This is a genomic window from Kitasatospora humi (genome assembly GCF_020907985.1).
GTDB classification, from domain to species: domain Bacteria; phylum Actinomycetota; class Actinomycetes; order Streptomycetales; family Streptomycetaceae; genus Kitasatospora; species Kitasatospora humi.
Genome location: NZ_JAJJPA010000032.1, coordinates 25023 through 49489, shown reverse-complemented (window position 1 = coordinate 49489; position 24467 = coordinate 25023). Strand labels below are relative to the sequence as shown.

The following is a 24467-nucleotide window of genomic DNA, read 5'->3' as shown; positions in this document are numbered from 1 at the left end:
GCCCGTCGACTCTCGTTGACGATCAGGAGAAAGCTGTGATCCAGCAGGAGTCGCGACTGCGTGTCGCCGACAACACGGGTGCCAAGGAGATTCTCTGCATCCGCGTTCTCGGTGGCTCCGGTCGCCGCTACGCCGGTATCGGGGACGTCATCGTCGCCACCGTCAAGGACGCGATCCCCGGTGGTTCGGTGAAGAAGGGCGACGTCGTCAAGTGCGTCGTCGTCCGCACGGTGAAGGAGCGCCGTCGTCCGGACGGTTCCTACATCCGCTTCGACGAGAACGCCGCCGTCGTTCTCAAGAACACCGAGGGTGACCCCCGTGGTACCCGCATCTTCGGCCCGGTGGGCCGCGAGCTGCGTGACAAGAAGTTCATGAAGATCATCTCGCTCGCGCCGGAGGTGCTCTAACCAATGGCGAACAGCATGAAGATCAAGAAGGGTGACCTGGTTCAGGTCATCACCGGCAAGGACAAGGGCAAGCAGGGCAAGGTCATCCAGGCCCTGCCGGCCGAGAACAAGGTCCTCGTCGAGGGTGTGAACCGGGTCAAGAAGCACACCAAGCCCGGCCAGGGCACCGCCGGTGGCATCGTCACCGTCGAGGCCCCGGTGCACGTCTCCAACGTGCAGCTGGTCGTGGAGAAGGACGGCAAGAAGGTCGTCACCCGCGTTGGCTACCGCTTCGACGAGCAGGGCAACAAGATCCGCGTTGCCAAGCGGACCGGTGAGGACATCTGATGTCTGAGACGACTGTTGAGAAGGTGACCCCCCGTCTCAAGGAGCGCTACGCCTCCGAGATCAAGGGTCAGCTGCAGGAGCAGTTCTCGTACGAGAACGTCATGCTGATCCCCGGCCTGGTCAAGGTCGTGGTCAACATGGGTGTCGGCGAGGCCGCTCGTGACAGCAAGCTGATCGAGGGTGCCATCAAGGACCTGACCGCGATCACCGGTCAGAAGCCCGCTGTCACCAAGGCTCGCAAGTCCATCGCGCAGTTCAAGCTGCGCGAGGGCCAGCCGATCGGCACCCACGTCACCCTCCGTGGTGACCGCATGTGGGAGTTCCTGGACCGTCTGGTGACGCTGGCCCTGCCGCGTATCCGTGACTTCCGTGGTCTCTCCCCGAAGCAGTTCGACGGCCGTGGCAACTACACCTTCGGTCTGACCGAGCAGGTCATGTTCCACGAGATCGACCAGGACAAGGTCGACCGTCAGCGCGGTATGGACATCACCGTTGTGACCACCGCCAAGACCGACGATGAGGGCCGGGCGCTCCTTCGCGCTCTCGGCTTCCCGTTCAAGGAGGCGTGAGCCATGGCGAAGAAGTCCCTCATCGCGAAGGCCGAGCGCAAGCCGAAGTTCGGCGTGCGGGCCTACACCCGGTGCCAGCGGTGCGGTCGTCCGCACTCGGTGTACCGCAAGTTCGGCCTCTGCCGTGTCTGCCTTCGTGAGATGGCGCACCGCGGCGAGCTGCCGGGCGTGACCAAGAGCTCCTGGTAATCCAGCGCTCCTGGTGAACGCATAGCGAAGCAGAGGTGCCCGACCCCACAACGCCCGGATTTGGGCGACCATACGGTTTCCCCGTAAGGTAGTGGGGTCGGGCCCCCTGCCGCCGCATCCCCATGGGTGCGTGCGGCTCTTCTCCGAAGGGCTCGCAACCCAGTCTTACTACGTCGCAGGTCCCCTGCGTTTGTGCCCCTGCCGCACCGCTCCGTCGTGTGCGCCGGGGGGACCCTACGCGGAGAAACCACGGCGAGAGAGGCCTGAGGCCACCATGACCATGACCGACCCCATCGCAGACATGCTCACGCGTCTGCGGAACGCCAACTCGGCGTACCACGACACCGTCGTGATGCCTGCCAGCAAGATCAAGGCGCACGTCGCCGAGATCCTGCAGCAGGAGGGGTACATCTCCTCCTACAAGGTTGAGGAGCCGGCTGAGGGCGAGGTGGGCAAGAAGCTCACCATCGAGCTCAAGTTCGGTCCGAACCGCGAGCGTTCCATCGCCGGCATCAAGCGCATCAGCAAGCCGGGTCTGCGTGTTTACGCAAAGTCCACCAACCTGCCGAAGGTTCTCGGCGGCCTGGGCGTGGCGATCATCTCCACGTCCTCCGGCCTCCTGACCGACAAGCAGGCCGCCAAGAAGGGCGTAGGCGGAGAAGTTCTCGCCTACGTCTGGTAATTCGGGAAACGGAGGTACAGCAATGTCGCGCATTGGACGGCTGCCCATCCAGGTTCCCGCTGGTGTGGACGTCACCATCGACGGCCAGACGGTCTCGGTGAAGGGTCCCAAGGGCACCCTCACCCACGTCGTCGCCGCGCCGATCGAGATCGGCAAGGGCGAGGACGGCACTCTGCTCGTCACCCGCCCGAACGACGAGCGTCAGTCGAAGGCCCTCCACGGCCTGACCCGCACGCTGGTGGCGAACATGATCACCGGCGTGACCGCGGGCTACCGCAAGTCGCTGGAGATCAGCGGTGTTGGTTACCGCGTCGCGGCGAAGGGCTCCGACATGGAGTTCTCGCTCGGCTACAGCCACCCGATCCTGGTCCCCGCGCCGGAGGGCATCTCCTTCGTCGTCGAGTCGCCCACCAAGTTCCACGTGGACGGCATCGACAAGCAGAAGGTCGGCGAGGTCGCTGCGAAGATCCGCAAGCTGCGCAAGCCCGACCCGTACAAGGCCAAGGGCGTCAAGTACGCGGGCGAGGTCATCCGCCGCAAGGTCGGAAAGAGTGGTAAGTAAGCGATGAGCGTCTCTGTCAAGATCGGCAAGGGCGACGGCTACAAGAACGCCGCTCGCAAGCGCCGCGCGATTCGCGTTCGCAAGCGTGTCGTCGGCACCGAGGTGCGTCCGCGCCTCGTCGTGACGCGCTCGAACCGTCACATGGTCGCCCAGGTCATCGACGACGCCAAGGGTCACACCCTGGCGTCGGCGTCCACCCTCGACGTGTCCATCAAGGGCACCGAGGGCGACAAGACCGAGCTGGCCAAGAAGGTCGGGAGCCTGGTCGCCGAGCGCGCCAAGGCCGCCGGCATCGAGTCGGTCGTCTTCGACCGCGCGGGCAACCGGTACGCCGGCCGCATCGCCGCCCTGGCGGACGCGGCCCGTGAGGCCGGGCTCGACTTCTAAGCCGCTCGTCGGCTCTGTCGACGGACGTAAACGAGAGAGGTAATTCCAATGGCTGGACCCCAGCGCCGCGACAGCGGCGCCGGTCGCGGCACGGGTGGCGAGCGGCGCGACCGTAAGCGTGACGGTCAGGGCAACGCCCCGGTCGTCGAGAAGACCGCTTACGTCGAGCGCGTCGTCGCGATCAACCGTGTCGCCAAGGTTGTCAAGGGTGGTCGTCGCTTCAGCTTCACCGCGCTGGTCGTGGTGGGCGACGGTGACGGCACCGTGGGTGTCGGTTACGGGAAGGCGAAGGAGGTTCCGGCCGCCATCGCCAAGGGCGTTGAGGAGGCCAAGAAGAACTTCTTCAAGGTTCCCCGCATCCAGGGCACCATCCCGCACCCCGTTCAGGGCGAGAAGGCCGCCGGCGTCGTGCTGCTGAAGCCGGCGTCCCCGGGTACCGGTGTTATCGCCGGTGGTCCGGTGCGTGCCGTCCTGGAGTGCGCCGGCGTCCACGACATCCTGTCGAAGTCGCTCGGCTCGGACAACGCGATCAACATCGTGCACGCCACCGTGGCTGCTCTGAAGGGCCTCGTTCGCCCCGAGGAGATCGCCGCCCGTCGTGGCCTGCCGCTCGAGGACGTGGCTCCGGCCGCCCTGCTGCGCGCCCGCGCCGCCGGGACCGCCGCTGCCGCCGCTCCGGCTGGGGCTGGTGTCTGATGGCGCGCCTGAAGATCACCCAGACCAAGAGCTACATCGGTAGCAAGCAGAACCACCGCGAGACGCTGCGTTCGCTTGGCCTCAAGCGCATGCACGACGTGGTCGTGAAGGAGGACCGTCCCGAGATCCGCGGGATGGCCCAGACCGTGCGTCACCTCGTCACGGTCGAGGAGGTGGACTGATCATGTCTGACAACCCGATCAAGATCCACAACCTGCGTCCCGCCCCCGGTGCCAAGACCGACAAGATCCGCGTGGGTCGTGGTGAAGGCTCCAAGGGCAAGACCGCCGGTCGTGGTACCAAGGGCACCAAGGCCCGCTACCAGGTTCCGCAGCGCTTCGAGGGTGGCCAGATGCCGCTCCACATGCGCCTGCCGAAGCTGAAGGGCTTCAAGAACCCGTTCAAGGTGACCTTCCAGGTCGTCAACCTGGACAAGCTGGCCGAGCTCTACCCGCAGGGTGGCGAGGTCACTGTCGAGGACCTGGTCGCCAAGGGCGCGGTTCGCAAGAACTCCCTCGTCAAGGTGCTCGGCACCGGCGAGGTCTCGGTCGCGCTGCAGGTGACGGTGGACGCCGTCTCCGGCTCCGCCGCCGAGAAGATCAAGGCTGCCGGCGGCACCGTCACCGAGCTGGTCTGACCCGCACCCGGGTGAGCAGCGCGATCTGACGGCGCGTCAGTGCCGAGAGCCCCGTCCCTCCTTCGAGGGACGGGGCTCTTCTCATTCGTGTGCTGATCGCCACGGGTTTCGTGGCCAAGCCCGCTCAAAACCGGGCATCTGGGTCCGGCTTCGGCAAGCCTGGGCGCCGTGCGCTTCTGCCGAGTGGCCACACACTGTTAGAGTCCCTGGAGTTCCCTTGTAGCCAGGCACAGCCGACTGTGTCGACGGGGGGACGGCAACCGACATACACACCCCGTCCGACAGGACCGACCCTTCCGCCGACGACGCGCGGGAGGCGCAGGAGGCACCGTGCTCAGTGCGTTCGCGCGGGCGTTCAAGACGCCCGACCTGCGCAAGAAGCTGCTGTTCACGCTGGGCATCATGGTGATCTTCCGGGTGGGCGCGCACATTCCCGTCCCCGGGGTGAACTTCAAGGCCGTCAACCAGTGCGTGAAGCTGAGCGGCAACGGGCTGTTCGGCCTGGTCAACCTGTTCAGCGGCGGCGCGCTGCTGCAGCTGACGATCTTCGCCCTCGGCATCATGCCGTACATCACCGCCAGCATCATCCTTCAGCTGCTGACCGTCGTGATCCCGCGACTGGAATCGCTGAAGAAGGAGGGCCAGGCCGGCCAGACGAAGATCACCCAGTACACCCGCTACCTGACCATCGCGCTGGCGATCCTCCAGGGCACCGGCATCGTGGCGACCGCGTCCAACGGCGCGCTGTTCTCCAGCTGCCCGGTGGGCAACCAGGTGGTGCCGGACACCGGCGTGTTCCGGATCGCCCTGATGGTCATCACCATGACGGCGGGCACCACGGTCATCATGTGGCTGGGTGAGCTGATCACCGACCGCGGCATCGGCAACGGCATGTCGATCCTGATGTTCACCTCGATCGCGGCCGGCTTCCCGGGCAACGTCTGGACCATCAAGAAGCTCGGCAAGATCGCCGGCGGTTGGTTCGAGTTCTTCGCGGTGATCGCGACCGGCATCGTCGTGATCGTCCTGGTCATCTTCGTGGAGCAGGCCCAGCGCCGGATCCCGGTGCAGTACGCCAAGCGAATGATCGGCCGCCGGGCCTTCGGCGGCACCTCGACCTACATCCCGCTGAAGGTGAACCAGGCCGGCGTCATCCCGGTCATCTTCGCCTCCTCCCTGCTGTACATCCCGTCGCTGGTGGCACAGCTGACCGGCAGCAAGGCGAGCTGGGCGAACTGGGTCAACACGAACTTCACCAAGGGTGACCACCCGATCTACATGATCGCGTACTTCGTGCTGATCGTGTTCTTCGCCTTCTTCTACGTTGCGATCTCCTTCAACCCCGAAGAAGTTGCCGACAATATGAAGAAGTATGGTGGCTTCATTCCGGGTATCCGGGCCGGCCGGCCGACGGCCGAGTACCTGAACTACGTGCTCACCCGCATCACGTGGCCGGGTTCGCTCTACCTGGGCCTGATCGCTCTTATCCCGATGATCGGCCTGGTCGCCCTCAACGCGAGCACCACCATCCCGTTCGGCGGCACCAGCATCCTCATCATCGTCGGCGTCGGACTCGAAACTGTGAAGCAGATCGAGAGCCAGCTCCAGCAGCGTAATTACGAAGGGTTCCTCCGCTGATGCGTATCGTCCTCGTCGGACCTCCCGGGGCCGGGAAGGGTACTCAGGCGCACGTGCTCGCCAAGACCCTGTCCATTCCCCACATCTCGACCGGTGACCTCTTCCGGGCCAACATCAGCCAGGGCACCCCGCTCGGCGTCGAGGCCAAGGGCTACATGGACCAGGGCCTCCTGGTGCCGGACGAGGTGACCATCGGGATGGCCAAGGACCGGCTCCAGCAGCCGGACACCGCGGCCGGGTTCCTGCTCGACGGCTTCCCGCGCAACCTGGAGCAGGCCGAGGCGCTCGACGTCTTCCTGGCCGAGCAGGGCATCGCGCTGGACGGCGTGCTGGACCTGGAGGTCCCCGAGGACGAGGTGGTCAAGCGGATCGCCGGCCGCCGGCTCTGCCGCAACAACGGCGCCCACGTCTTCCACGTGGTCTACAACCCGCCGAAGACCGAGGGCGTCTGCGACGAGTGCGGTGGCGAGCTCTACCAGCGCTCGGACGACACCGAGGAGTCGGTGCGGGTCCGGCTGGACGAGTACCACTCCAAGACCGAGCCGATCATCGGCTTCTACCAGGACAAGAAGCTGGTCACCACGATCTCGGCGCTCGGCAAGGTCGAAGAGGTCACCCAGCGCGCCGTGGACGCGCTGAAGGCCGGCCAGCAGGGCTGATCCAGCCCGCCCCGGCACAGCTGAACAGAGTCCTCCGCGTGCCGCACGGCCGCGGCACCCCGCCCGGGGTGCCGCGGCCGTGCGGCGTCGTACCGTGGGGGAGTGACACGGGCGCCCGGCAAGGACCGGGCGCGATTTCGGACGAAAGGCACTGGCCAGATGGTGCAGATCAAGACCCCCGAGCAGATCGCCAAGATGCGGGTCGCCGGGCTGGTCGTCGCCGAGGCGCTCAAGGCCTGCCGCGCGGCGGTGGCGCCCGGGGTGACCACCCAGGATCTCAACGACATCGCGGACAAGGTGATCACGGAGCACGGCGCCACCTCCAACTTCCGCGCCCACCACGGCGGTCTCTGGTTCCCCGGGGTGATCTGCGCCTCGGTCAACGACGAGGTGGTGCACGGCATCCCGGGGGAGCGGGTGCTGCAGGAGGGCGACATCGTCTCCATCGACTGCGGTGCGATCGTGGACGGCTGGCACGGTGACGCGGCGATCACCGTCGCGGTCGGCGAGGTGGCCCCCGAGGTCGAGATGCTCAGCCGGGTGACCGAGGGCTCGATGTGGGCCGGCATCGCGCAGATGAAGAAGAACAACCGGCTGGTCGACGTCTCCAAGGCGATCGAGGGCTTCATCCGCCGCCAGCCGCTGCCGCCCAAGGGCAAGTGGGGCATCACCGAGGGGTACGGCGGCCACGGCATCGGCACCGCGATGCACATGGAGCCGCACGTGCTGAACTACGTGGAGCGCGGCCGGGGCAAGGGCCCCAAGCTGGTGCCCGGCACCGTGCTGGCGATCGAGCCGATGGTCTCGCTGGGGACCCCGCACACCTCGGTCCTCGAGGACGACTGGACGGTGGTGACCAACGACGGGACCTGGGCCGCGCACTGGGAGCACTCGGTGGCGGTCACCGAGCAGGGCCCGCTGGTGCTCACGGCCTTCGACGGCGGAAAGGCCCAGCTCGCCGCCCTGGGCATCACGGCCGCTCCGGACCCGCTGGGCTGAGCCGGTATCGTCGAGGGCTGCGACCCAGGCGAAACCGGACAACAGGGGTAATTGTGATCAAGGGCTTCCGCGACTTCATGATGCGCGGCAACGTGGTGGACATGGGCGTCGGCATCGTGATCGGTGCCGCCTTCACCGGCGTGGTCAACGGCTTCGTGAAGGCGTTCCTGACGCCGTTGGTCGGCATCGTGACCGGCGCCACGGGCGACTTCAGCAGCAACACCTTCAAGGTGGCGGGCGTGGTCTTCCCGTACGGGGACTTCATCAACACCCTGATCTCGTTCCTGCTGACCGCCGCGGTGCTCTACTTCTGCGTGGTGCTGCCGGTCACCAAGGCCACCGCCCGCTACCTGCCGAAGAAGCCCAAGCCCGCCAAGCGCCCCTGCCCGGAGTGCCTGACCGAGATCCCCGAGGCCGCCGTCCGCTGCTCCGCCTGCACCGCCCCGGTGGAGCCGGTGGCGCTCCCGGCGGCCCGGTGAATTTTTGCGAAGGCCGACCGGTAACGTACGATGGACCGTCGGCTCTCTCGTAGCGTGCCCCGGCACGCCCTCAACGCCCCCGCGGCCTGAGGTGAAGGCTGGTTCGCACGAGCGTTCCGCATACGGTAGCCGGACCCGAAGGGTGGATCTCGCAGTTCATGGCTAAGAAGCAAGGCGCCATTGAGATCGAGGGCACCGTGATCGAGTCTCTTCCGAACGCGATGTTCAAGGTCGAGCTGCAGAACGGTCACAAGGTCCTCGCTCACATCAGCGGCAAGATGCGCATGCACTACATCCGCATCCTTCCGGACGACCGGGTCGTCGTGGAGCTCAGCCCCTACGACCTCACTCGCGGCCGGATCGTCTACCGGTACAAGTAGTAGCAACCCCTCGCTCCGCGAGGGGCCCCGTCAGATCTAGACCCGGAGAACCTGGAACATGAAGGTCAAGCCGAGCGTCAAGAAGATCTGCGACAAGTGCAAGGTGATCCGCCGTCACGGCCGGGTCATGGTGATCTGCGACAACCTGCGCCACAAGCAGCGCCAGGGCTGATCGTCCAGCATTTCTCGTAGTACTTCGCGCGACGCGCACAACGTCATAAGCGGGCCGCCCGATCCGCTCCCGTGTGGAGCGGACTGCCACCCCCGGTTCAGAGGCCGGGGCTCGCACACCGAGAGGTGTCCGGGTAGGCGGCGCGTAAGACCTCTGAGGAACACCACAGGAGCCTTGAATGGCACGCCTCTCCGGCGTTGATCTCCCCCGCGAGAAGCGGATCGAGATCGCCCTCACGTACGTCTACGGCATCGGCCGCACCCGCGCCCAGCAGACGCTGGCCGAGACCGGCGTGAACCCGTCCATCCGCGTCCGCGACATCTCCGAGGACGACCTCGTCGCGCTGCAGCGCTACATCGACGCCAACTTCCGCGTTGAGGGTGACCTCCGCCGCGAGGTTGCCGCCGACATCCGCCGCAAGGTCGAGATCGGTTGCTACGAGGGTCTGCGTCACCGCCGCGGCCTGCCGGTCCGCGGTCAGCGCACCCACACCAACGCGCGTACCCGCAAGGGCCCGCGTCGCGCGATTGCCGGCAAGAAGAAGCCGGGCAAGAAGTAGTCCGCCCGTCAACCGGACATCCCTCCGGCCCGCGGGTTAGCGGACCGACCACCTCAGTAGGAGAACAGACTTATGCCCCCCAAGGGTCGTCAGGCTGCCGGCGCGAAGAAGATCCGCCGCAAGGAAAAGAAGAACGTCGCTCACGGGCACGCTCACATCAAGAGCACGTTCAACAACACCATCGTTTCGATCACCGACCCCTCGGGCAACGTGATCTCCTGGGCCTCCGCCGGCCACGTCGGCTTCAAGGGCTCGCGCAAGTCCACCCCGTTCGCCGCGCAGATGGCCGCCGAGGCCGCTGCCCGTCGCGCGCAGGAGCACGGCATGCGCAAGGTCGACGTCTTCGTGAAGGGTCCGGGCTCCGGCCGCGAGACCGCGATCCGTTCGCTCCAGGCCACCGGCCTGGAGGTCGGCTCGATCCAGGACGTCACCCCCACCCCGCACAACGGCTGCCGTCCGCCGAAGCGCCGCCGCGTCTGACGCAGGCCACCGCTTCAACGGTGTCTTGACCTGGTACGGGGTCCCGTCTCCCACGGGACCCCGTACTCTTGGTGCTGTACGGCGTCAAATAGTGGGCGCCGACAAACTGGAGGAACTGAACATGCTCATCGCTCAGCGCCCCTCGCTGACCGAAGAGGTTGTCGACGAGTACCGCTCGCGGTTCGTCATCGAGCCGCTGGAGCCGGGCTTCGGCTACACCCTCGGCAACTCGCTTCGCCGCACCCTGCTCTCCTCGATCCCGGGCGCCGCTGTCACCAGCATCCGGATCGACGGCGTCCTGCACGAGTTCACCACCGTGCCGGGCGTCAAGGAGGACGTCACCGACCTCATCCTGAACATCAAGCAGCTGGTCGTCTCCTCGGAGCACGACGAGCCGGTCGTGATGTACCTGCGCAAGCAGGGCCCGGGTGTGGTCACCGCCGCCGACATCGCCCCGCCGGCGGGTGTCGAGGTGCACAACCCCGAGCTGGTCCTCGCCACCCTGAACGGCAAGGGCAAGCTGGAGATGGAGCTGACCGTCGAGCGCGGTCGCGGCTACGTCTCCGCGGTCCAGAACAAGGCCTCCGGCCAGGAGATCGGCCGGATCCCGGTCGACTCGATCTACAGCCCGGTGCTGAAGGTCACCTACAAGGTCGAGGCCACCCGTGTCGAGCAGCGGACCGACTTCGACAAGCTGATCGTCGACGTCGAGACCAAGCCCGCCATGCGTCCGCGCGACGCCATGGCCTCGGCCGGCAAGACCCTGGTGGAGCTGTTCGGCCTCGCCCGCGAGCTGAACATCGACGCCGAGGGCATCGACATGGGCCCGTCCCCGACGGACGCCGCCCTGGCCGCCGACCTGGCGCTGCCGATCGAGGAGCTGGAGCTCACCGTCCGCTCCTACAACTGCCTCAAGCGCGAGGGCATCCACACCGTGGGTGAGCTCGTCGCCCGTTCCGAGGCGGACCTGCTCGACATCCGCAACTTCGGCGCGAAGTCGATCGACGAGGTCAAGGCCAAGCTGGCCGGCATGGGCCTGGCCCTCAAGGACAGCCCGCCCGGGTTCGACCCGACCGCGGCCGCCGACGCCTTCGGCGCCGACGACCTGGACGACCAGGGCTACGCCGAGACCGAGCAGTACTAAGAGTTTGGAGCGGGGGCGGCTCCCCTGGAGCCGCCCCCCTTCGATGCAAGTCGTACCGGCAACCGTGCCGGTGCGCCCGCTGCGGTACCTGACACGGCCGCAGTCGGAGAACCAAGGAGCGCACCCATGCCCCGTCCCACCAAGGGCGCCCGCCTCGGCGGCGGCCCGCACCACGAGCCGCTGCTGCTGGCCGGCCTGGCCCGCGAGCTGTTCCAGAACGGCCGCATCACCACCACCGAGGCCAAGGCCCGCCGCCTGCGCCCGCTGGCGGAGAAGCTGATCACCAAGGCCAAGAAGGGCGACCTGCACAACCGTCGCGTGGTCCGCAAGACCATCACCGACGTCGCCGTGCTGCACACCCTCTTCACCGAGATCGCGCCGCGGTACGAGAACCGCCCGGGTGGCTACACCCGCATCACCAAGGTCGGTCCCCGTCGTGGCGACAACGCCCCGATGGCCGTGATCGAGCTGGTCGAGGCCCTGACCGTGGCCCAGACCGCCGTCGGCGAGGCCGAGGCCGCCACCAAGCGTGCCGCCAAGGACGCCGAGGCCGCTCCGGCCGCCGAGACCACCGAGGTCGCCGAGGCTCCGGCCGACGCCGCCCCGGCGGACGAGCAGGCCTGACGCCCGCTCACTCGCAGCACCACGGGCCCGCTCTCACCGCTTCGGCGGGGGAGCGGGCCCGTTCCGTTCCGCTAAGAGAGGCATGTGTGGTGAACGACTGCGCCGAACCGGCCCCGCGCCAGGACGGCCCCGCCGAGGGGTACACCCGGCTGCGGCTGGACCTGTCGTACCAGGGGGCGGAGTTCTCCGGCTGGGCCCGGCAGCGCGGGCGGCGCACCGTGCAGGAGGAGATCGAGAGCGCCCTGCAGGTGGTCACCCGCAGCCAGGAGCCCTTCCCGCTCACCGTGGCCGGCCGCACCGACGCCGGGGTGCACGCCCGTGGCCAGGTGGCCCACGTCGACCTGCCCGACGGGCTCTGGGCGCTGCACGGCGAGAAGCTGCTGCGCCGGCTGGCCGGGCGGCTGCCGGCCGATGTGCGGATCTACCGGGTGGCCGAGGCGCCGGCCGGGTTCGACGCGCGGTTCAGCGCGATCTGGCGGCGGTACGCCTACCGGGTGGCCGACCACCCCGGCGGGGTGGACCCGCTGCTGCGCGGCCACGTGCTCTGGCACGACCGCCCGCTGGACCTGGAGAAGATGAACGCGGCGGCCCGACTGCTGCTCGGCGAGCACGACTTCGCCGCCTACTGCAAGAAGCGCGAGGGCGCGACCACCATCCGCACCCTGCTGGAGCTGCACTGGGACCGGGTGCCGGTGGACCCGTACGCCGCCCAGGAGGGCACCCTGGCGGTGGCCACGGTGCGCGCCGACGCGTTCTGCCACAACATGGTGCGGGCCCTGGTCGGCGCGATGCTGCTGGTCGGGGACGGCCACCGGCCGGTGGAGTTCCCCGGCGAGGTGCTGGCCGGCGGGGTGCGCAACAGCGCGGTCAACGTGATCCGCCCGTACGGCCTGACGCTGGAGGAGGTCGGCTACCCGGCCGACGACCAACTGGCCGAGCGCAGCCGGCAGGCCCGCCGGATGCGGACCCTGCCCGGGCAGGCCCCTTAATCCATTTGGGCGGTGCCCGGCGGACATAGGACAATTCCACCCCATGGGACACGTCGAGATTTCACACCTGGAGTACTACCTGCCGGATGGGCGGGTGCTGTTCGACGACGCGTCCTTCCGGGTCGGCGAGGGCTCCGCGGTCGCGCTGGTGGGCGCCAACGGGGCCGGCAAGACCACCCTGCTGCGCATGATCGCGGGGGACGTGCAGCCGCACGGCGGCAGCGTCACGGTCAGCGGCGGGCTGGGGGTGATGCGCCAGTTCGTCGGCACCACCGGGCGCGAGGACCAGTCGGCCTCGCCCGGTGCGCTGCCCGCCGACGCGTCGGTGCGCGACCTGCTGGTCTCGGTGGCGCCGGCCCGGATCGCCGGGGCGGCCCGGGCGGTGGACGCCGCCGAGCTGGCGATGCTGGCGCAGGACGACGAGAAGTCGCAGCTGGCCTACGCCCAGGCGCTCTCCGACTGGGCCGACGTCGGCGGCTACGACTTCGAGACCGACTGGGACGTCTGCACCATGGCGGCGCTCGGCATGCCGTTCGACCGGGCCCAGTTCCGCGGCCTGAACACCCTCTCCGGCGGCGAGCAGAAGCGCCTGGTGCTGGAGGCGCTGCTGCGCGGCCCCGACGAGGTGCTGCTGCTGGACGAACCGGACAACTACCTGGACGTGCCCGGGAAGCGCTGGCTGGAGGAGGCCATCAAGGCCACCGCCAAGACGGTGCTCTACATCTCGCACGACCGGGAGCTGCTCTCCCGCACCGCCGACAAGATCATCAGCGTCGAGTCCGGCGCGGCCGGCTCCAGCGTCTGGGTGCACGGCGGCGGCTTCGACTCGTTCCACCAGGCCCGCCAGGACCGGTTCGCCCGCTTCGAGGAGCTCGGCCGGCGCTGGGACGAGGAGCACGCCAAGCTGAAGAAGCTGGTGCTGACGCTCCGCCAGGCGGCCTCGGTCAGCCACGACATGGCCTCCCGGTACGCCGCCGCGCAGACCCGGCTGAAGAAGTTCGAGGAGGCCGGCCGCCCGGAGGCCCCGCCGCGCGAGCAGAACATCACCATGCGGCTCAAGGGCGGTCGCACCGGCGTGCGGGCGCTGACCATCGAGCAGCTCGAACTGACCGGCCTGATGCACCCGTTCGACCTGGAGGTGTTCTACGGCGAGCGGGTCGGGGTGCTGGGCTCCAACGGCTCCGGCAAGTCGCACTTCCTGCGGCTGCTGGCCGGCGACGAGACGGTGGCGCACACCGGGGCGTTCCGGCTCGGCGCGCGCGTGGTGCCCGGCCACTTCCGGCAGACCCACGCCCACCCGGAGCTGCTGGGCCGCACGGTCCGCTCGATCATCGAGGAGGAGCACGCGCTGAGCCGCGGCGCCGCGATGGGCGCGCTGCGCCGCTACGAGCTGGACCGGCAGGAGGAGCAGAAGTTCGAGTCGCTCTCCGGTGGCCAGCAGGCCCGGCTGATGATCCTCAAGCTGGAGCTGCAGGGCGTCACCGCGCTGCTGCTCGACGAGCCCACCGACAACCTCGACCTGGAGAGCGCCGAGGCGCTGCAGCAGGCGCTGGAGGCGTTCGACGGCACCGTGCTGTGCGTCACCCACGACCGCTGGTTCGCCAAGACCTTCGACCGGTTCCTGGTGTTCGGCAGCGACGGGCGGGTCTACGAGTCGCCGGAGCCGGTCTGGGACGAGCGGCGGGTCGAACGCGACCGCTGATCGTTTGGCGTCTTCAGCGGCCGACCGGTATCGTTGGCCCTTGTTGTGCGTATTGGCTCGCTCCATCTCACGTGAGAGGTCGGTACGCCGGAGACACCTAGGCCGATGACCAGCGGCTCCTCTTGATTGCGTCCAAGCGGAACCAGGCTGATCCACTCGTTCAGGTGCTCCTGTCAGGACTCACTCACTGAAAAGCGAAGGCTACGACCGTGCGTACGTACAGCCCCAAGCCCGGCGACGTCCAGCGTCAGTGGCACGTCATCGACGCGACCGACGTCGTGCTCGGCCGCCTGGCCTCCCAGGCCGCCAACCTCCTGCGGGGCAAGCACAAGCCCACCTACGCGCCGCACATGGACATGGGTGACTTCGTCATCATCATCAACGCGGACAAGGTGCACCTGTCGGGTAACAAGAAGACCCAGAAGCTGGCGTACCGCCACTCGGGCTTCCCGGGCGGTCTGCGCTCGGTCCGCTACGACGACCTGCTGGCGAACAACCCGGAGAAGGCCGTCGAGAAGGCCATCAAGGGCATGGTTCCGAAGAACAGCCTGGGCCGTCAGATGCTCTCGAAGCTGAAGGTCTACTCGGGCGACCAGCACCCGCACGCTGCCCAGCAGCCGGTGCCGTTCGAGATCACCCAGGTCGCGCAGTAATTCCGGCCACAAGCCCTTAACTAAGAAAAGCTGAGGAACATCGTGGCCGAGAACGCTGCCATCGAGACCACCCTTGACGTCGACTTCGACGAGGAGCTCACCGAGTACACCTCCGAGGAGGAGACCTCGTACTCCACCGAGTCGCTCGCCGGCCGCTTCAGCGAGGCGATCCCCGGCGCCGGCCTCGGCCGTCGCAAGGAGGCGATCGCCCGCGTGCGCATCGTCCCCGGCACCGGCAAGTGGAAGATCAACGGTCGCACCCTTGAGGACTACTTCCCCAACAAGGTGCACCAGCAGACCGTGAACGAGCCCTTCAAGCTCCTCGAGCTGGACGGCCGTTACGACGTCATCGCCCGCATCGCGGGTGGCGGCGTCTCCGGCCAGGCCTACGCGCTGCGCCTCGGCGTGGCCCGTGCCCTGAACGAGGCCGACGTGGACAACAACCGCGGCGCCCTCAAGAAGGCCGGCTTCCTGACCCGTGACGCTCGCGCCGTCGAGCGCAAGAAGGCCGGTCTCAAGAAGGCCCGCAAGGCCCCGCAGTACAGCAAGCGCTAATCACGCCCCGGGGTGCGTACCGCCCTTGGTGCGCACCCCGCAGGTGGGACCCACGCCCCGGAGCACTCTGTGCTTCGGGGCGTTGTGCTCCCTGGACCGGTCAGGCGGCCAGGGACGACGAACCCGGCGGTCGGCTTCCCCCTCGCACCGACCGGCGGCCTCCAGTGAAGGACGGGACTGTGGCACGACTCTTCGGAACCGACGGCGTACGTGGTGTGGCCAACGAGGGCCTGACCGCCGAACTGGCGCTCGGCCTCTCGATGGCCGCCGCGCACGTACTGGGCGATGCGGGCGGCTTCGGCGGCCGGCGTCCGGTCGCGGTGGTCGGCCGCGATCCACGGGCCAGCGGCGAGTTCCTGGAGGCCGCGGTGATCGCCGGCCTGGCGGGCTCCGGCGTGGACGTGCTGCGGGTCGGCGTGCTGCCCACCCCGGCGGTGGCGTACCTGACCGGTGCGCTCGGCGCGGACTTCGGCGTGATGCTCTCCGCCAGCCACAACGCGATGCCGGACAACGGGATCAAGTTCCTGGCCCGCGGCGGCCACAAGCTGGACGACGCGGTCGAGGACGCCATCGAGGCCGACTACCGCAAGAACCAGGACGGCAGCCTGGTGCGGCCGCGCCCGACCGGTGCCGGGGTCGGCCGGGTGCACGAGTACACCGAGGGCTTCGACAAGTACGTCGCCCACCTGGTCGCGGTGCTGCCCAACCGGCTGGACGGCGTCCGGGTGGTCATCGACGGCGCGCACGGCGCGGCCGCCCGGGTGGCCCCGGAGGCGTTCGCCCGGGCCGGCGCCGAGGTGGTCTACACCCTGGGCGCCGAGCCGACCGGTCTGAACATCAACGACGGCGTCGGCTCCACCCACCTGGACGGGCTGCGCCGCGCGATGCGCGAGCACCGGGCCGACCTCGGCATCGCCCTGGACGGCGACGCGGACCGCTGCCTGGCCGCCGACGCCGAGGGCAACGAGGTGGACGGCGACCAGATCATCGCCATCCTGGCGCTGGCCATGCGCGAGGCCGGCACGCTGCGCGGCAACACCGCGGTCGGCACCGTGATGGCCAACCTGGGCTTCAAGCTGGCCATGGAGCGCGAGGGCATCTCCCTGGTGGAGACGGCGGTCGGGGACCGCTACGTGCTGGAGGCGATGAAGGAGCACGGCTACGCGCTGGGCGGCGAGCAGTCCGGCCACGTGATCCTGCTGGACCACGCGACCACCGGCGACGGCACCCTGACCGGCCTGATGCTGGCCGCCCGGTTGGCCGCCACCAAGCGGACGCTGGCCGAGCTGGCCTCCGTGATGACCCGGTTGCCGCAGGTGCTGGTCAACGTCAAGGGCGTGGACAAGAGCCGGGTCGGCGACTGCGCCGAGCTGACGGCGGCGGTCGAGGCGGCCACCGCGGAGCTGGGCAGCACCGGCCGGGTGCTGCTGCGGCCGTCCGGCACCGAGCCGCTGGTGCGGGTGATGGTGGAGGCGGCCGACCAGGAGCAGGCCGGGGCGATCGCCGAGCGGCTGGCCTCGGTCGTCCGGGAGCAGCTGGCGGTCTGAGACGGCTTCACGCCCGTGCGCTGACGGCGGATCGGCGCACGGGGCGTCAGGCGGTGCTCGGAGCTCGCGCGGTCAGGCGCTGCTCAGAGCTTGCGCAGCAGTGCGCGGCGGACCTTGTGGTCGGCACCCTTCTGCAGGATCAGGGTGGCCCGGCCGCGGGTGGGCAGCACGTTCTCCAGCAGGTTGGGCTTGTTGATGGTGCGCCAGACCTGTCGGCCGTACTCCATCGCCTCCTCCTCCGGCACCTCGGTGAACCGGCGGAAGTAGGAGTTGGGGTCCTGGAAGGCGGTGTCCCGGAGCTTCTTGAACCGGGACAGGTACCAGTTCTCGATGTCGTCGGTGCGGGCGTCGACATAGATCGAGAAGTCGAAGTAGTCGGCCACCGCCAGCCGGGTGCGGCCGTCGGTGCCGGGCAGCGCGGGCTGCAGCACGTTGAGGCCCTCGACGATCAGGATGTCGGGGCGCTGCACGGTGAGCCGCTCGTCGGGCACGATGTCGTAGACCAGGTGGGAGTAGACCGGCGCGGTCACCTCCGCCTTGCCGGCCTTCACATCGGCCACGAAGCGCATCAGGGCGCGGCGGTCGTAGGACTCCGGGAAGCCCTTGCGGGCCATCAGGCCGCGCCGGCGCAGCTCGTCGTTGGGCAGCAGGAAGCCGTCGGTGGTGACCAGTTCGACCCGCGGGTGCTCGGGCCAGCGGGCCAGCAGCGCCTGCAGCAGGCGGGCGGTGGTCGACTTGCCGACCGCCACCGAGCCGGCCACCCCGATGATGAACGGGGTGCGGGTGCGCTCGGTGTCGGGGGTGTCCAGGAAGGTGCCCAGGGCGCCGCGCAGTTCGTGGGTGGCGTGGATGTAGAGGTTCAGTAGCCGCGAGAGCGGCAGGTAGACGTCGCGCACCTCGTCCAGGTCGAGCGCCGTGCCGAGGCCCCGCAGCTGCTCGACCTCGTCGGCGGTCAGCGGCAGCGGGGTGCGGTCGCGCAGGGCGCTCCACTCGGCCCGGGACAGGTCGACGTATGGTGACGGCGACGGGCCGGACGCCGACTGGGCGCCCCGGCTACAGAGTTCGGTCAGCACATGGTCCATTGTGAGCCGTCCCGGCGGGGCCGGGACGTGTGGTGTCGGTCACCAGTGGTGGCCCGGCGGCGGGCCGCGGGGCACCGGTCGACGAGCTGCGCCGGGGGTACCGGCCCTTATGCTGACACATATGTGCGGAATCGTTGGTTATGTGGGCTCGCAGAGCGCGCTCGACGTTGTGATCGCCGGCCTGCAGCGCCTGGAGTACCGAGGGTACGACTCGGCGGGCGTGGCCGTTCAGGCGGCGGACTCCCAGGGGCAGTGGAGTCTCGCCACGGACAAGCGGGCCGGAAAGCTCGTCAACCTTGAGAAGTCCCTTGCCGAGAACCCCCTCCCGGCCGGCACCACCGGTATCGGCCACACCCGCTGGGCCACCCACGGCGGGCCCACGGACGCCAATGCCCACCCCCATCTGGACGATGACCGCCGGGTGGCCGTGGTGCACAACGGCATCATCGAGAACTTCGCCCAGCTGCGGGCCGAGCTGGCCGAGCGCGGCCACCAGCTGCGCTCCGAGACCGACACCGAGGTGGTCGCCCACCTGCTCGGCGAGGCGTTCCAGGGCGACCTGGCCGAGGCGATGCGGGCCGTCTGCCGCCAGCTGGACGGCGCGTTCACCCTGGTGGCGGTGCACGCCGACGCTCCCGGCGTGGTGGTCGGCGCCCGCCGCAACTCGCCGCTGGTGGTCGGCCGCGGCGACGGCGAGAACTTCCTGGCCTCGGACGTGGCGGCGTTCATCGCCCACACCCGGGAGGCGGTCGAGCTCGGCCAGGACCAGGTGGTGGAGCTGCGGGCCGATTCGGTGACCGTCACCGACTTCCACGGCGCGCCCGCCGAGGTCCGCGAGTACCACGTGGACTGGGACGCCTCGGCCGCCGAGAAGGGCGGCTACGACTACTTCATGCTCAAGGAGATCGCCGAGCAGCCCAAGGCGGTCGCGGACACCCTGCTGGGCCGGATCGGCACCGACGGCCGGCTCACCCTGGACGAGGTGCGGATCCCCGACTCGGTGCTGCGCGAGATCGACAAGGTCGTGATCGTGGCCTGCGGCACCGCCTTCCACGCCGGCATGATCGCCAAGTACGCGATCGAGCACTGGACCCGGATCCCGTGCGAGGTCGAGGTGGCGTCCGAGTTCCGCTACCGCGACCCGATACTGAACGACCACACGCTGGTGATCGCCATCTCGCAGTCGGGCGAGACCATGGACACCCTGATGGCGCTGCGGCACGCCCGCGAGCAGGGCGCCCGGGTGCTGGCGATCTGCAACACCAACGGCTCCACCATTCCGCGCGAGTCCGACGCGGTGCTCTACACCCACGCCGGGCCCGAGGTGGCGGTGGCCTCCACCAAGGCCTTCCTCACCCAGCTGGTCGCCTGCTACCTGGTGGCGCTCTACCTGGGCCAGGTGCGCGGCACCAAGTGGGGCGACGAGATCTTCACCATCATCCGCGAGCTCGGCGACGCGCCGAAGCAGGTCGAGCAGGTGCTGGGGACGATGGAGCCGGTGCGCGAGCTGGCCCGCTCGCTCGCCGACGCCCGTTCGGTGCTCTTCCTCGGCCGGCACGTCGGCTTCCCGGTGGCGCTGGAGGGTGCGCTCAAGCTCAAGGAGCTGGCGTACATGCACGCCGAGGGCTTCGCGGCGGGCGAGCTGAAGCACGGGCCGATCGCGCTGATCGAGGAGGGGCTGCCGGTGGTGGTGGTCGTGCCGTCGCCGCGCGGGCGGTCGATCCTGCACGACAAGATCGTCTCCAACATCCAGGAGATCCGGGCCCGCGGCGCGCGGACCATCGTGATCGCCGAGGAGGGCGACGAGGCCGTGGTGCCGTACGCCGACCACCTGATCCGGATCCCGGCCACGCCCACCCTGCTGCAGCCGCTGGTCGCCACCGTGCCGCTGCAGGTCTTCGCCTGCGAGCTGGCCACCGCCAAGGGCCACGAGGTGGACCAGCCGCGCAACTTGGCGAAGTCGGTGACCGTGGAGTAGTTCGCGGTAGCGTGACGGGGTGATCATCGCATTGGGCATCGACGTGGCGGGCATCGACCGGTTCGCCGCTGCTGCGGAGCGCACCCCGGCTCTGCTGGACAAGCTCTTCACCCCGGCCGAGCGGGTGCTGCCTTCGGGCGCACCGCGCTCGGCCGCGTCGTTGGCGGCCCGGTTCGCGGCCAAGGAGGCGCTGGCCAAGGCGCTCGGCGCACCGCCGGGCCTGGAGTGGCACGACGCCGAGGTGCGCAGCGAACCGTCGGGCCGGCCGACCCTGCACGTCAGCGGCACGGTGGCGGCCCGGGCCGCGGAACTCGGGGTGCGCTCCTGGCACCTGTCGCTCAGCCACGACGCGGGCGTGGCCACTGCGCTGGTGATAGCGGAGGGGTAGCGTCACCCCATGCGCCACGCTCACACCGTCGAAGAGGTCAGGTCCGCCGAGGCCGCGCTGGCCGGGCAGCCGCTGATGGACCGCGCCGTGGCCGGGCTCGCCGCCACCTGCGCACGGCTGCTGCGCGAACGGCGCGGCCGGGTCTACGGCAGCAGGGTGCTGGTGCTGGCCGGCAGCGGCGACAACGGCGGTGACGCGCTCTTCACCGGCGCCGCGCTGGCCCGCCGCGGCGCGGCCGTCAGCGCGGTGCTGCTCTCACCCGAACGGGCCCATCCGGGCGGCCTGGCGGCCCTGCGGGCGACGGGCGGTCAGGTAACCACCGATCAGAACGTCGGCCTGGCCGACTTCTCGCGCGCGGACCTGATCCTGGACGGCATCGTCGGCATCGGTGGCCGCGGGGGGCTGCGCCCGGCCGCCGCACCGTACGCCGCCGCGCCGCGCCGCGGCGTGCTGGTCGCCGTGGACCTGCCCAGCGGGGTGGCCGCGGACACCGGCGAGGTGCCGGGCGTCGCGCTGCGGGCCGACCTCACCGTGACCTTCGGCACCTACAAGCCCGGCCTGCTGATCGACCCGGGCGCCGGCCACGCGGGCGCGGTGCAGCTGGTGCCGATCGGGCTGCGGCCGCCCACCGCCGCCGTCCAGGCGCTCCAGCACGCCGACCTGGCGGCGCTGCTGCCCCGCCCGGACCGGGAGAGCGACAAGTACCGGCGCGGCGTGGTCGGCGTGCAGGCCGGCTCCGAGCGCTACCCCGGCGCCGCGCTGCTCGCGGTGGCCGGCGCGCTGCACGGCGGCGCGGGCGCGGTGCGCTACCTCGGCCGGCCCGCCGAGCAGGTGGTGCGCCACCACCCCGAGGTGCTGCTGACCAGCGGCCGGGTGCAGTCCTGGGTGGTCGGCCCCGGCTCCGGCGAGGACACCCCCGACGCGCTGGACATCGCCCTGGCCGCCGAGGTGCCGGTGCTGGTGGACGCCGACGGGCTGACCGAACTGGCCCGCCGCGGCCCCGGTGCGCTGGCCGGCCGCACCGCGCCCACCCTGCTCACCCCGCACGCCGGCGAGGCGGCCCGGCTGCTCGGCGGCGAGGTGACGGCGGACCAGGTGGCCGCCGCCCGGCTGCGGTCCGCCCGCGAGCTGGCCGCCCGCTACGGCGCCGTGGTGCTGCTCAAGGGCTCCAGCACCGTGGTCGCCCGACCGGACGGCGCCGTCCGGGTGAACCCGACCGGCACCGGCTGGCTGGCCACCGCCGGCAGCGGCGACGTGCTGGCCGGCCTGGCCGGCGCGCTGCTGGCCGCCGGCCTGCCGCCGTTCGACGCCGCCCCCGCCGCGGCCTATCTGCACGGGCTGGCCGGGCGGCTGGCCGCCGCCGGGAACCGGGGGCCCGGCAGCGGCGTCAACGACACCGTGAGTGACCGGGGCGAGGCCCCCGTCACCGCTCAGGAGGTGGCCGCGGCCCTGCCCGCGGCCTGGCGCGACGTGACCGCGTCGCAGGGGGGCCGGCAGCGGGCGAGCACAGGTCTGGGAGACTGATCGTGATGACAACTGCGAACACGACCGGGACCACCATGCTCGCCGAGGGAGTGCGCGCCGAGGCGGCGATCGACCTCGCCGCGCTGAACGGCAACATCGCCGCCCTGCGCGAGCGGACGCCGACCGCCGACCTGATGGCCGTGGTGAAGGCCGACGGCTACGGCCACGGCGCGCTGCCGTGCGCGCTGGAGGCGCTGGCCGCCGGCGTGCGGTGGCTCGGCACCGCCACCCCGGACGAGGCGCTGGCGCTGCGGGCCGCCGGCATCGGCCCCGAGCAGGCCCGGATCCTCTGCTGGCTGTGGACGCCGGGCGGCCCCTGGGCCCGGGCACTGCGCGACCGGCTGGACATCTCGATCAGCGGCCAGTGGGCGCTGGACGAGCTGCTCGCCGCCGTCCGGGAGACCGGCGTACCGGCCAGGGTCCACCTCAAGGCCGACACCGGCCTGGGCCGCAACGGCTGCCAGCCGCACGACTGGCCCGACCTGGTGGACGCCGCGCGGCGCGCCGAGGCGGCCGGCGAGCTGCGGGTGGTCGGCGTCTGGTCGCACTTCGCCTGCGCCGACGAGCCCGGCCACCCGTCCATCCAGGCCCAGCTGGACGCCTTCACGGTGGCGCTGGCCTACGCCGAGCGGGCCGGCCTGCGGCCCGAGGTGCGGCACATCGCCAACTCGCCCGCCACCCTGCTGCTGCCCGGCGCGCACTACGACCTGGTCCGCACCGGACTGGCGATGTACGGGGTCTCGCCGGTCCCCGAGGTCGGCACCCCGGCCGACTTCGGGCTGCGCCCGGTGATGTCGCTCAGCGCCCGGCTGGCGCTGGTCAAGCAGCTGCCCGGCGGCCACGGGGTCAGCTACGGCCACCGCTACACCACCCCCGGCGAGACCACCGTCGGACTGGTCCCGCTCGGCTACGCCGACGGCGTCCCGCGGCACGCCAGCAGCGCCGGGCCGGTGCAGATCGCCGGGAAGTGGTACACGGTGGCCGGCCGGGTCGCGATGGACCAGTTCGTGGTGGACCTGGGCGGCGACACCCCCGAGGTCGGCGAGGAGGTGCTGCTGTTCGGCAACGGCGAGCGCGGCGAGCCGACCGCCGAGGACTGGGCCCGGGCCAGCGGCACCATCGCCTACGAGATCGTCACCCGGATCGGCGCCCGGGTGCCGCGCCGCTACTTCGGCGCCAGTCACGGGTGAGCCGCGGATGACCGAGGGCGGCGGTGGCAACGCGGTCGGCCGGGCCGGCCTGATCGGCCTGGGCGTGCTGGCCGCCGGCGCCGCCGCGGGCGTCGCGATCGAGCGGCTCACCCTTGGCCGGGCCCGGCGGCGGGCCCGGGAGGAGCTGGACGCCGCCGCCCCGTTCGGCTCGCTGCGCGGTCGGCCCCGCATGGTGGCGGCCGCCGACGGCACCGAGCTGTACGTCGAGGTGGACGAGCCGGAGCAGGCCCTGCCCGGTGCGCCGACCGTGGTCTTCTGCCACGGCTACTGCCTCAACCAGGACAGCTTCCACTTCCAGCGGGCGGTGCTGCGCGGCGGTCTGCGGCTGGTCTTCTGGGACCAGCGCAGCCACGGCCGCTCCGAGCGCTCCCGCTCCTACCTCGGCGGCCGGCCGGCCACCATCGACCAGCTGGGCAGCGACCTCGGGGCCGTCCTCGACGCGGTGGTGCCGACCGGGCCGGTCGTGCTGGTCGGCCACTCGATGGGCGGCATGACCGTGATGGCGCTGGCCGAGCAGCGCCCCGAGCTGTTCGTCGACCGGGTGGCGGCGGTGGCGCTGATCGGCACCACGGCCGGGGACTGGGACTCCATCGACCTGGGCCTGAGCTCGACCGGGATGAAGGTCTGGCGGCGGCTCGGCCCCGGCGTGGTGAGGCTGCTGGGCAGTCAGGTCGGCCTGGTGGAGGCCACCCGGCGGGCCGGGGCCGACATCGCGGCGGTCTTCTACCGCCGGTTCTCGTTCGGCAACGGCGGCAAGGACGTGGACCCGGGCATCGCGCGGTTCGCCGAGCAGCTGCTGGACAGCACGCCGATCGACGTGGTCGCCGAGTTCTACCCGGTGTTCAGCGCGCACGACAAGGCCGGTGCGCTGGCCGCGCTGCCCCCGCTGCCGGTGCTGGTGCTGGCCGGCACCGACGACCTGCTGACGCCCGCCTCGCACAGCGCGGCCATCGCCCGGACGCTGCCGGAGGCCGAACTGGAGCTGCTGCCGGGGGCCGGCCACCTGGTGCTGCTGGAAAGCTCGGACGAGGTGGACCGACAGCTGGCGCGGCTGCTCTGCCGCACCGGGCTGCCGCTGCCGGCGCGGCTGCGGCAGTTGGCGGCGGACGAGGGCTGAGCGGCCCGGGCCCGGCCCCGGGAGCCGGTGCTCACCGGGGAGGATGGTTCCCGGAGCCGGACGGAACGACCGCTCGGTGCGGGCTCGACGGTGAATGTGGCACCGTTGGCTGACAGGCCACCGACCACTTG

At 70.3% G+C, this 24467-nt stretch carries 31 protein-coding genes; 30 read left to right on the top strand and 1 reads right to left on the bottom strand.

Annotated elements, in window-relative coordinates; translation table 11 throughout:
* Positions 1–35: 35 nt before the first annotated feature.
* From rplN to glmM, 25 genes are all read left to right on the top strand, one after another.
* Complete coding sequence (rplN, locus tag LN042_RS25560; RefSeq protein ID WP_030232481.1) at positions 36–407, top strand: 50S ribosomal protein L14; 372 nt, start codon at positions 36–38, stop codon at positions 405–407.
* 15 nt (positions 408–422) lie between these two features.
* On the top strand, positions 423–734 hold the full coding sequence (gene rplX, locus LN042_RS25555) for a 50S ribosomal protein L24 (RefSeq protein WP_230053726.1): 312 nt from the start codon (positions 423–425) through the stop codon (positions 732–734).
* The gene (gene rplE / locus LN042_RS25550) at positions 734–1303 is read left to right on the top strand and encodes a 50S ribosomal protein L5 (protein WP_230053699.1); all 570 of its coding nucleotides are present in this window, start codon (positions 734–736) and stop codon (positions 1301–1303) included. The genes rplX and rplE overlap by 1 nt, the downstream gene beginning before the upstream one ends.
* 3 nt (positions 1304–1306) lie before the next feature.
* Positions 1307–1492, top strand: coding sequence for a type Z 30S ribosomal protein S14 (locus LN042_RS25545; RefSeq protein WP_030393303.1), 186 nt, complete (start codon positions 1307–1309; stop codon positions 1490–1492).
* A gap of 274 nt (positions 1493–1766) precedes the next feature.
* Positions 1767–2174 (top strand): 30S ribosomal protein S8, encoded by a 408-nt coding sequence (gene rpsH / locus LN042_RS25540; protein ID WP_230053698.1) that lies wholly within the window; start codon positions 1767–1769, stop codon positions 2172–2174.
* A gap of 22 nt (positions 2175–2196) precedes the next feature.
* Positions 2197–2736 (top strand): 50S ribosomal protein L6, encoded by a 540-nt coding sequence (gene rplF / locus LN042_RS25535; RefSeq protein ID WP_230053697.1) that lies wholly within the window; start codon positions 2197–2199, stop codon positions 2734–2736.
* A gap of 3 nt (positions 2737–2739) precedes the next feature.
* Positions 2740–3123 (top strand): 50S ribosomal protein L18, encoded by a 384-nt coding sequence (gene rplR, locus LN042_RS25530; protein WP_230053695.1) that lies wholly within the window; start codon positions 2740–2742, stop codon positions 3121–3123.
* Between the two features lie 48 nt (positions 3124–3171).
* Positions 3172–3819, top strand: coding sequence for a 30S ribosomal protein S5 (gene rpsE, locus LN042_RS25525; RefSeq protein ID WP_230053694.1), 648 nt, complete (start codon positions 3172–3174; stop codon positions 3817–3819).
* Positions 3819–4001: a 50S ribosomal protein L30 gene (rpmD, locus tag LN042_RS25520; RefSeq protein ID WP_030300409.1), complete on the top strand. Its 183-nt coding sequence runs from the start codon at positions 3819–3821 to the stop codon at positions 3999–4001. The genes rpsE and rpmD overlap by 1 nt, the downstream gene beginning before the upstream one ends.
* Positions 4002–4003: 2 nt before the next feature.
* Positions 4004–4456: a 50S ribosomal protein L15 gene (rplO, locus tag LN042_RS25515; protein ID WP_249801470.1), complete on the top strand. Its 453-nt coding sequence runs from the start codon at positions 4004–4006 to the stop codon at positions 4454–4456.
* A 330-nt stretch (positions 4457–4786) separates the two neighbouring features.
* Positions 4787–6094 (top strand): preprotein translocase subunit SecY, encoded by a 1308-nt coding sequence (secY, locus tag LN042_RS25510; protein WP_230053693.1) that lies wholly within the window; start codon positions 4787–4789, stop codon positions 6092–6094.
* On the top strand, positions 6094–6753 hold the full coding sequence (locus tag LN042_RS25505; RefSeq protein WP_230053691.1) for an adenylate kinase: 660 nt from the start codon (positions 6094–6096) through the stop codon (positions 6751–6753). Before secY ends, LN042_RS25505 begins: the two co-directional genes overlap by 1 nt.
* 159 nt (positions 6754–6912) lie before the next feature.
* Complete coding sequence (map, locus tag LN042_RS25500) at positions 6913–7752, top strand: type I methionyl aminopeptidase (protein WP_230053690.1); 840 nt, start codon at positions 6913–6915, stop codon at positions 7750–7752.
* 53 nt (positions 7753–7805) lie between these two features.
* Entirely contained in the window at positions 7806–8231 is a 426-nt protein-coding gene (gene mscL, locus LN042_RS25495; protein WP_230053689.1) for a large conductance mechanosensitive channel protein MscL, read from the top strand.
* A gap of 158 nt (positions 8232–8389) precedes the next feature.
* Positions 8390–8611, top strand: a complete 222-nt coding sequence (infA, locus tag LN042_RS25490) for a translation initiation factor IF-1 (protein ID WP_003956442.1) — start codon at positions 8390–8392, stop codon at positions 8609–8611.
* Between the two features lie 58 nt (positions 8612–8669).
* A complete protein-coding gene (rpmJ, locus tag LN042_RS25485; RefSeq protein ID WP_003956441.1) occupies positions 8670–8783 on the top strand; it encodes a 50S ribosomal protein L36 in 114 nt (37 codons plus the stop codon).
* A gap of 178 nt (positions 8784–8961) precedes the next feature.
* Positions 8962–9342, top strand: a complete 381-nt coding sequence (rpsM, locus tag LN042_RS25480; protein WP_230053688.1) for a 30S ribosomal protein S13 — start codon at positions 8962–8964, stop codon at positions 9340–9342.
* 72 nt (positions 9343–9414) lie between these two features.
* Complete coding sequence (gene rpsK, locus LN042_RS25475; RefSeq protein ID WP_014136257.1) at positions 9415–9822, top strand: 30S ribosomal protein S11; 408 nt, start codon at positions 9415–9417, stop codon at positions 9820–9822.
* A gap of 121 nt (positions 9823–9943) precedes the next feature.
* Positions 9944–10966: a DNA-directed RNA polymerase subunit alpha gene (locus tag LN042_RS25470; protein ID WP_101381400.1), complete on the top strand. Its 1023-nt coding sequence runs from the start codon at positions 9944–9946 to the stop codon at positions 10964–10966.
* A gap of 126 nt (positions 10967–11092) precedes the next feature.
* Positions 11093–11590 (top strand): 50S ribosomal protein L17, encoded by a 498-nt coding sequence (rplQ, locus tag LN042_RS25465; protein ID WP_230053687.1) that lies wholly within the window; start codon positions 11093–11095, stop codon positions 11588–11590.
* An 86-nt stretch (positions 11591–11676) separates the two neighbouring features.
* Positions 11677–12579, top strand: coding sequence for a tRNA pseudouridine(38-40) synthase TruA (gene truA / locus LN042_RS25460; RefSeq protein ID WP_230053686.1), 903 nt, complete (start codon positions 11677–11679; stop codon positions 12577–12579).
* A 43-nt stretch (positions 12580–12622) separates the two neighbouring features.
* Entirely contained in the window at positions 12623–14281 is a 1659-nt protein-coding gene (locus LN042_RS25455) for an ABC-F family ATP-binding cassette domain-containing protein (RefSeq protein ID WP_230053685.1), read from the top strand.
* A gap of 209 nt (positions 14282–14490) precedes the next feature.
* Positions 14491–14934 (top strand): 50S ribosomal protein L13, encoded by a 444-nt coding sequence (gene rplM / locus LN042_RS25450; protein WP_230053680.1) that lies wholly within the window; start codon positions 14491–14493, stop codon positions 14932–14934.
* 42 nt (positions 14935–14976) lie between these two features.
* Complete coding sequence (rpsI, locus tag LN042_RS25445) at positions 14977–15489, top strand: 30S ribosomal protein S9 (protein ID WP_141635554.1); 513 nt, start codon at positions 14977–14979, stop codon at positions 15487–15489.
* Between the two features lie 179 nt (positions 15490–15668).
* A complete protein-coding gene (glmM, locus tag LN042_RS25440; RefSeq protein ID WP_230053679.1) occupies positions 15669–17036 on the top strand; it encodes a phosphoglucosamine mutase in 1368 nt (455 codons plus the stop codon).
* Between the two features lie 83 nt (positions 17037–17119).
* Here the strand turns inward: glmM and coaA are convergent, their stop codons facing one another.
* A complete protein-coding gene (gene coaA, locus LN042_RS25435) occupies positions 17120–18118 on the bottom strand; it encodes a type I pantothenate kinase (protein ID WP_230053678.1) in 999 nt (332 codons plus the stop codon).
* 121 nt (positions 18119–18239) lie between these two features.
* Between coaA and glmS the strand changes: the two genes are divergently transcribed.
* Genes glmS through LN042_RS25410 form a run of 5 tightly spaced genes read left to right on the top strand, consistent with a single transcriptional unit; the run spans position 18240 to position 24336 of the window.
* The gene (gene glmS, locus LN042_RS25430) at positions 18240–20096 is read left to right on the top strand and encodes a glutamine--fructose-6-phosphate transaminase (isomerizing) (protein ID WP_230053677.1); all 1857 of its coding nucleotides are present in this window, start codon (positions 18240–18242) and stop codon (positions 20094–20096) included.
* 19 nt (positions 20097–20115) lie between these two features.
* Complete coding sequence (locus LN042_RS25425) at positions 20116–20484, top strand: holo-ACP synthase (protein ID WP_230053676.1); 369 nt, start codon at positions 20116–20118, stop codon at positions 20482–20484.
* Positions 20485–20493: 9 nt separating this feature from the next.
* Positions 20494–22008, top strand: coding sequence for an NAD(P)H-hydrate dehydratase (locus tag LN042_RS25420; RefSeq protein WP_230053675.1), 1515 nt, complete (start codon positions 20494–20496; stop codon positions 22006–22008).
* Between the two features lie 5 nt (positions 22009–22013).
* Positions 22014–23198 carry an alanine racemase gene (alr, locus tag LN042_RS25415; RefSeq protein ID WP_230053674.1) on the top strand — a complete coding sequence of 395 codons (1185 nt, stop codon included), beginning with the start codon at positions 22014–22016 and terminating at the stop codon, positions 23196–23198.
* Positions 23199–23205: 7 nt separating this feature from the next.
* Positions 23206–24336 (top strand): alpha/beta fold hydrolase, encoded by a 1131-nt coding sequence (locus tag LN042_RS25410; RefSeq protein ID WP_230053673.1) that lies wholly within the window; start codon positions 23206–23208, stop codon positions 24334–24336.
* Positions 24337–24467 lie beyond the last annotated feature (131 nt).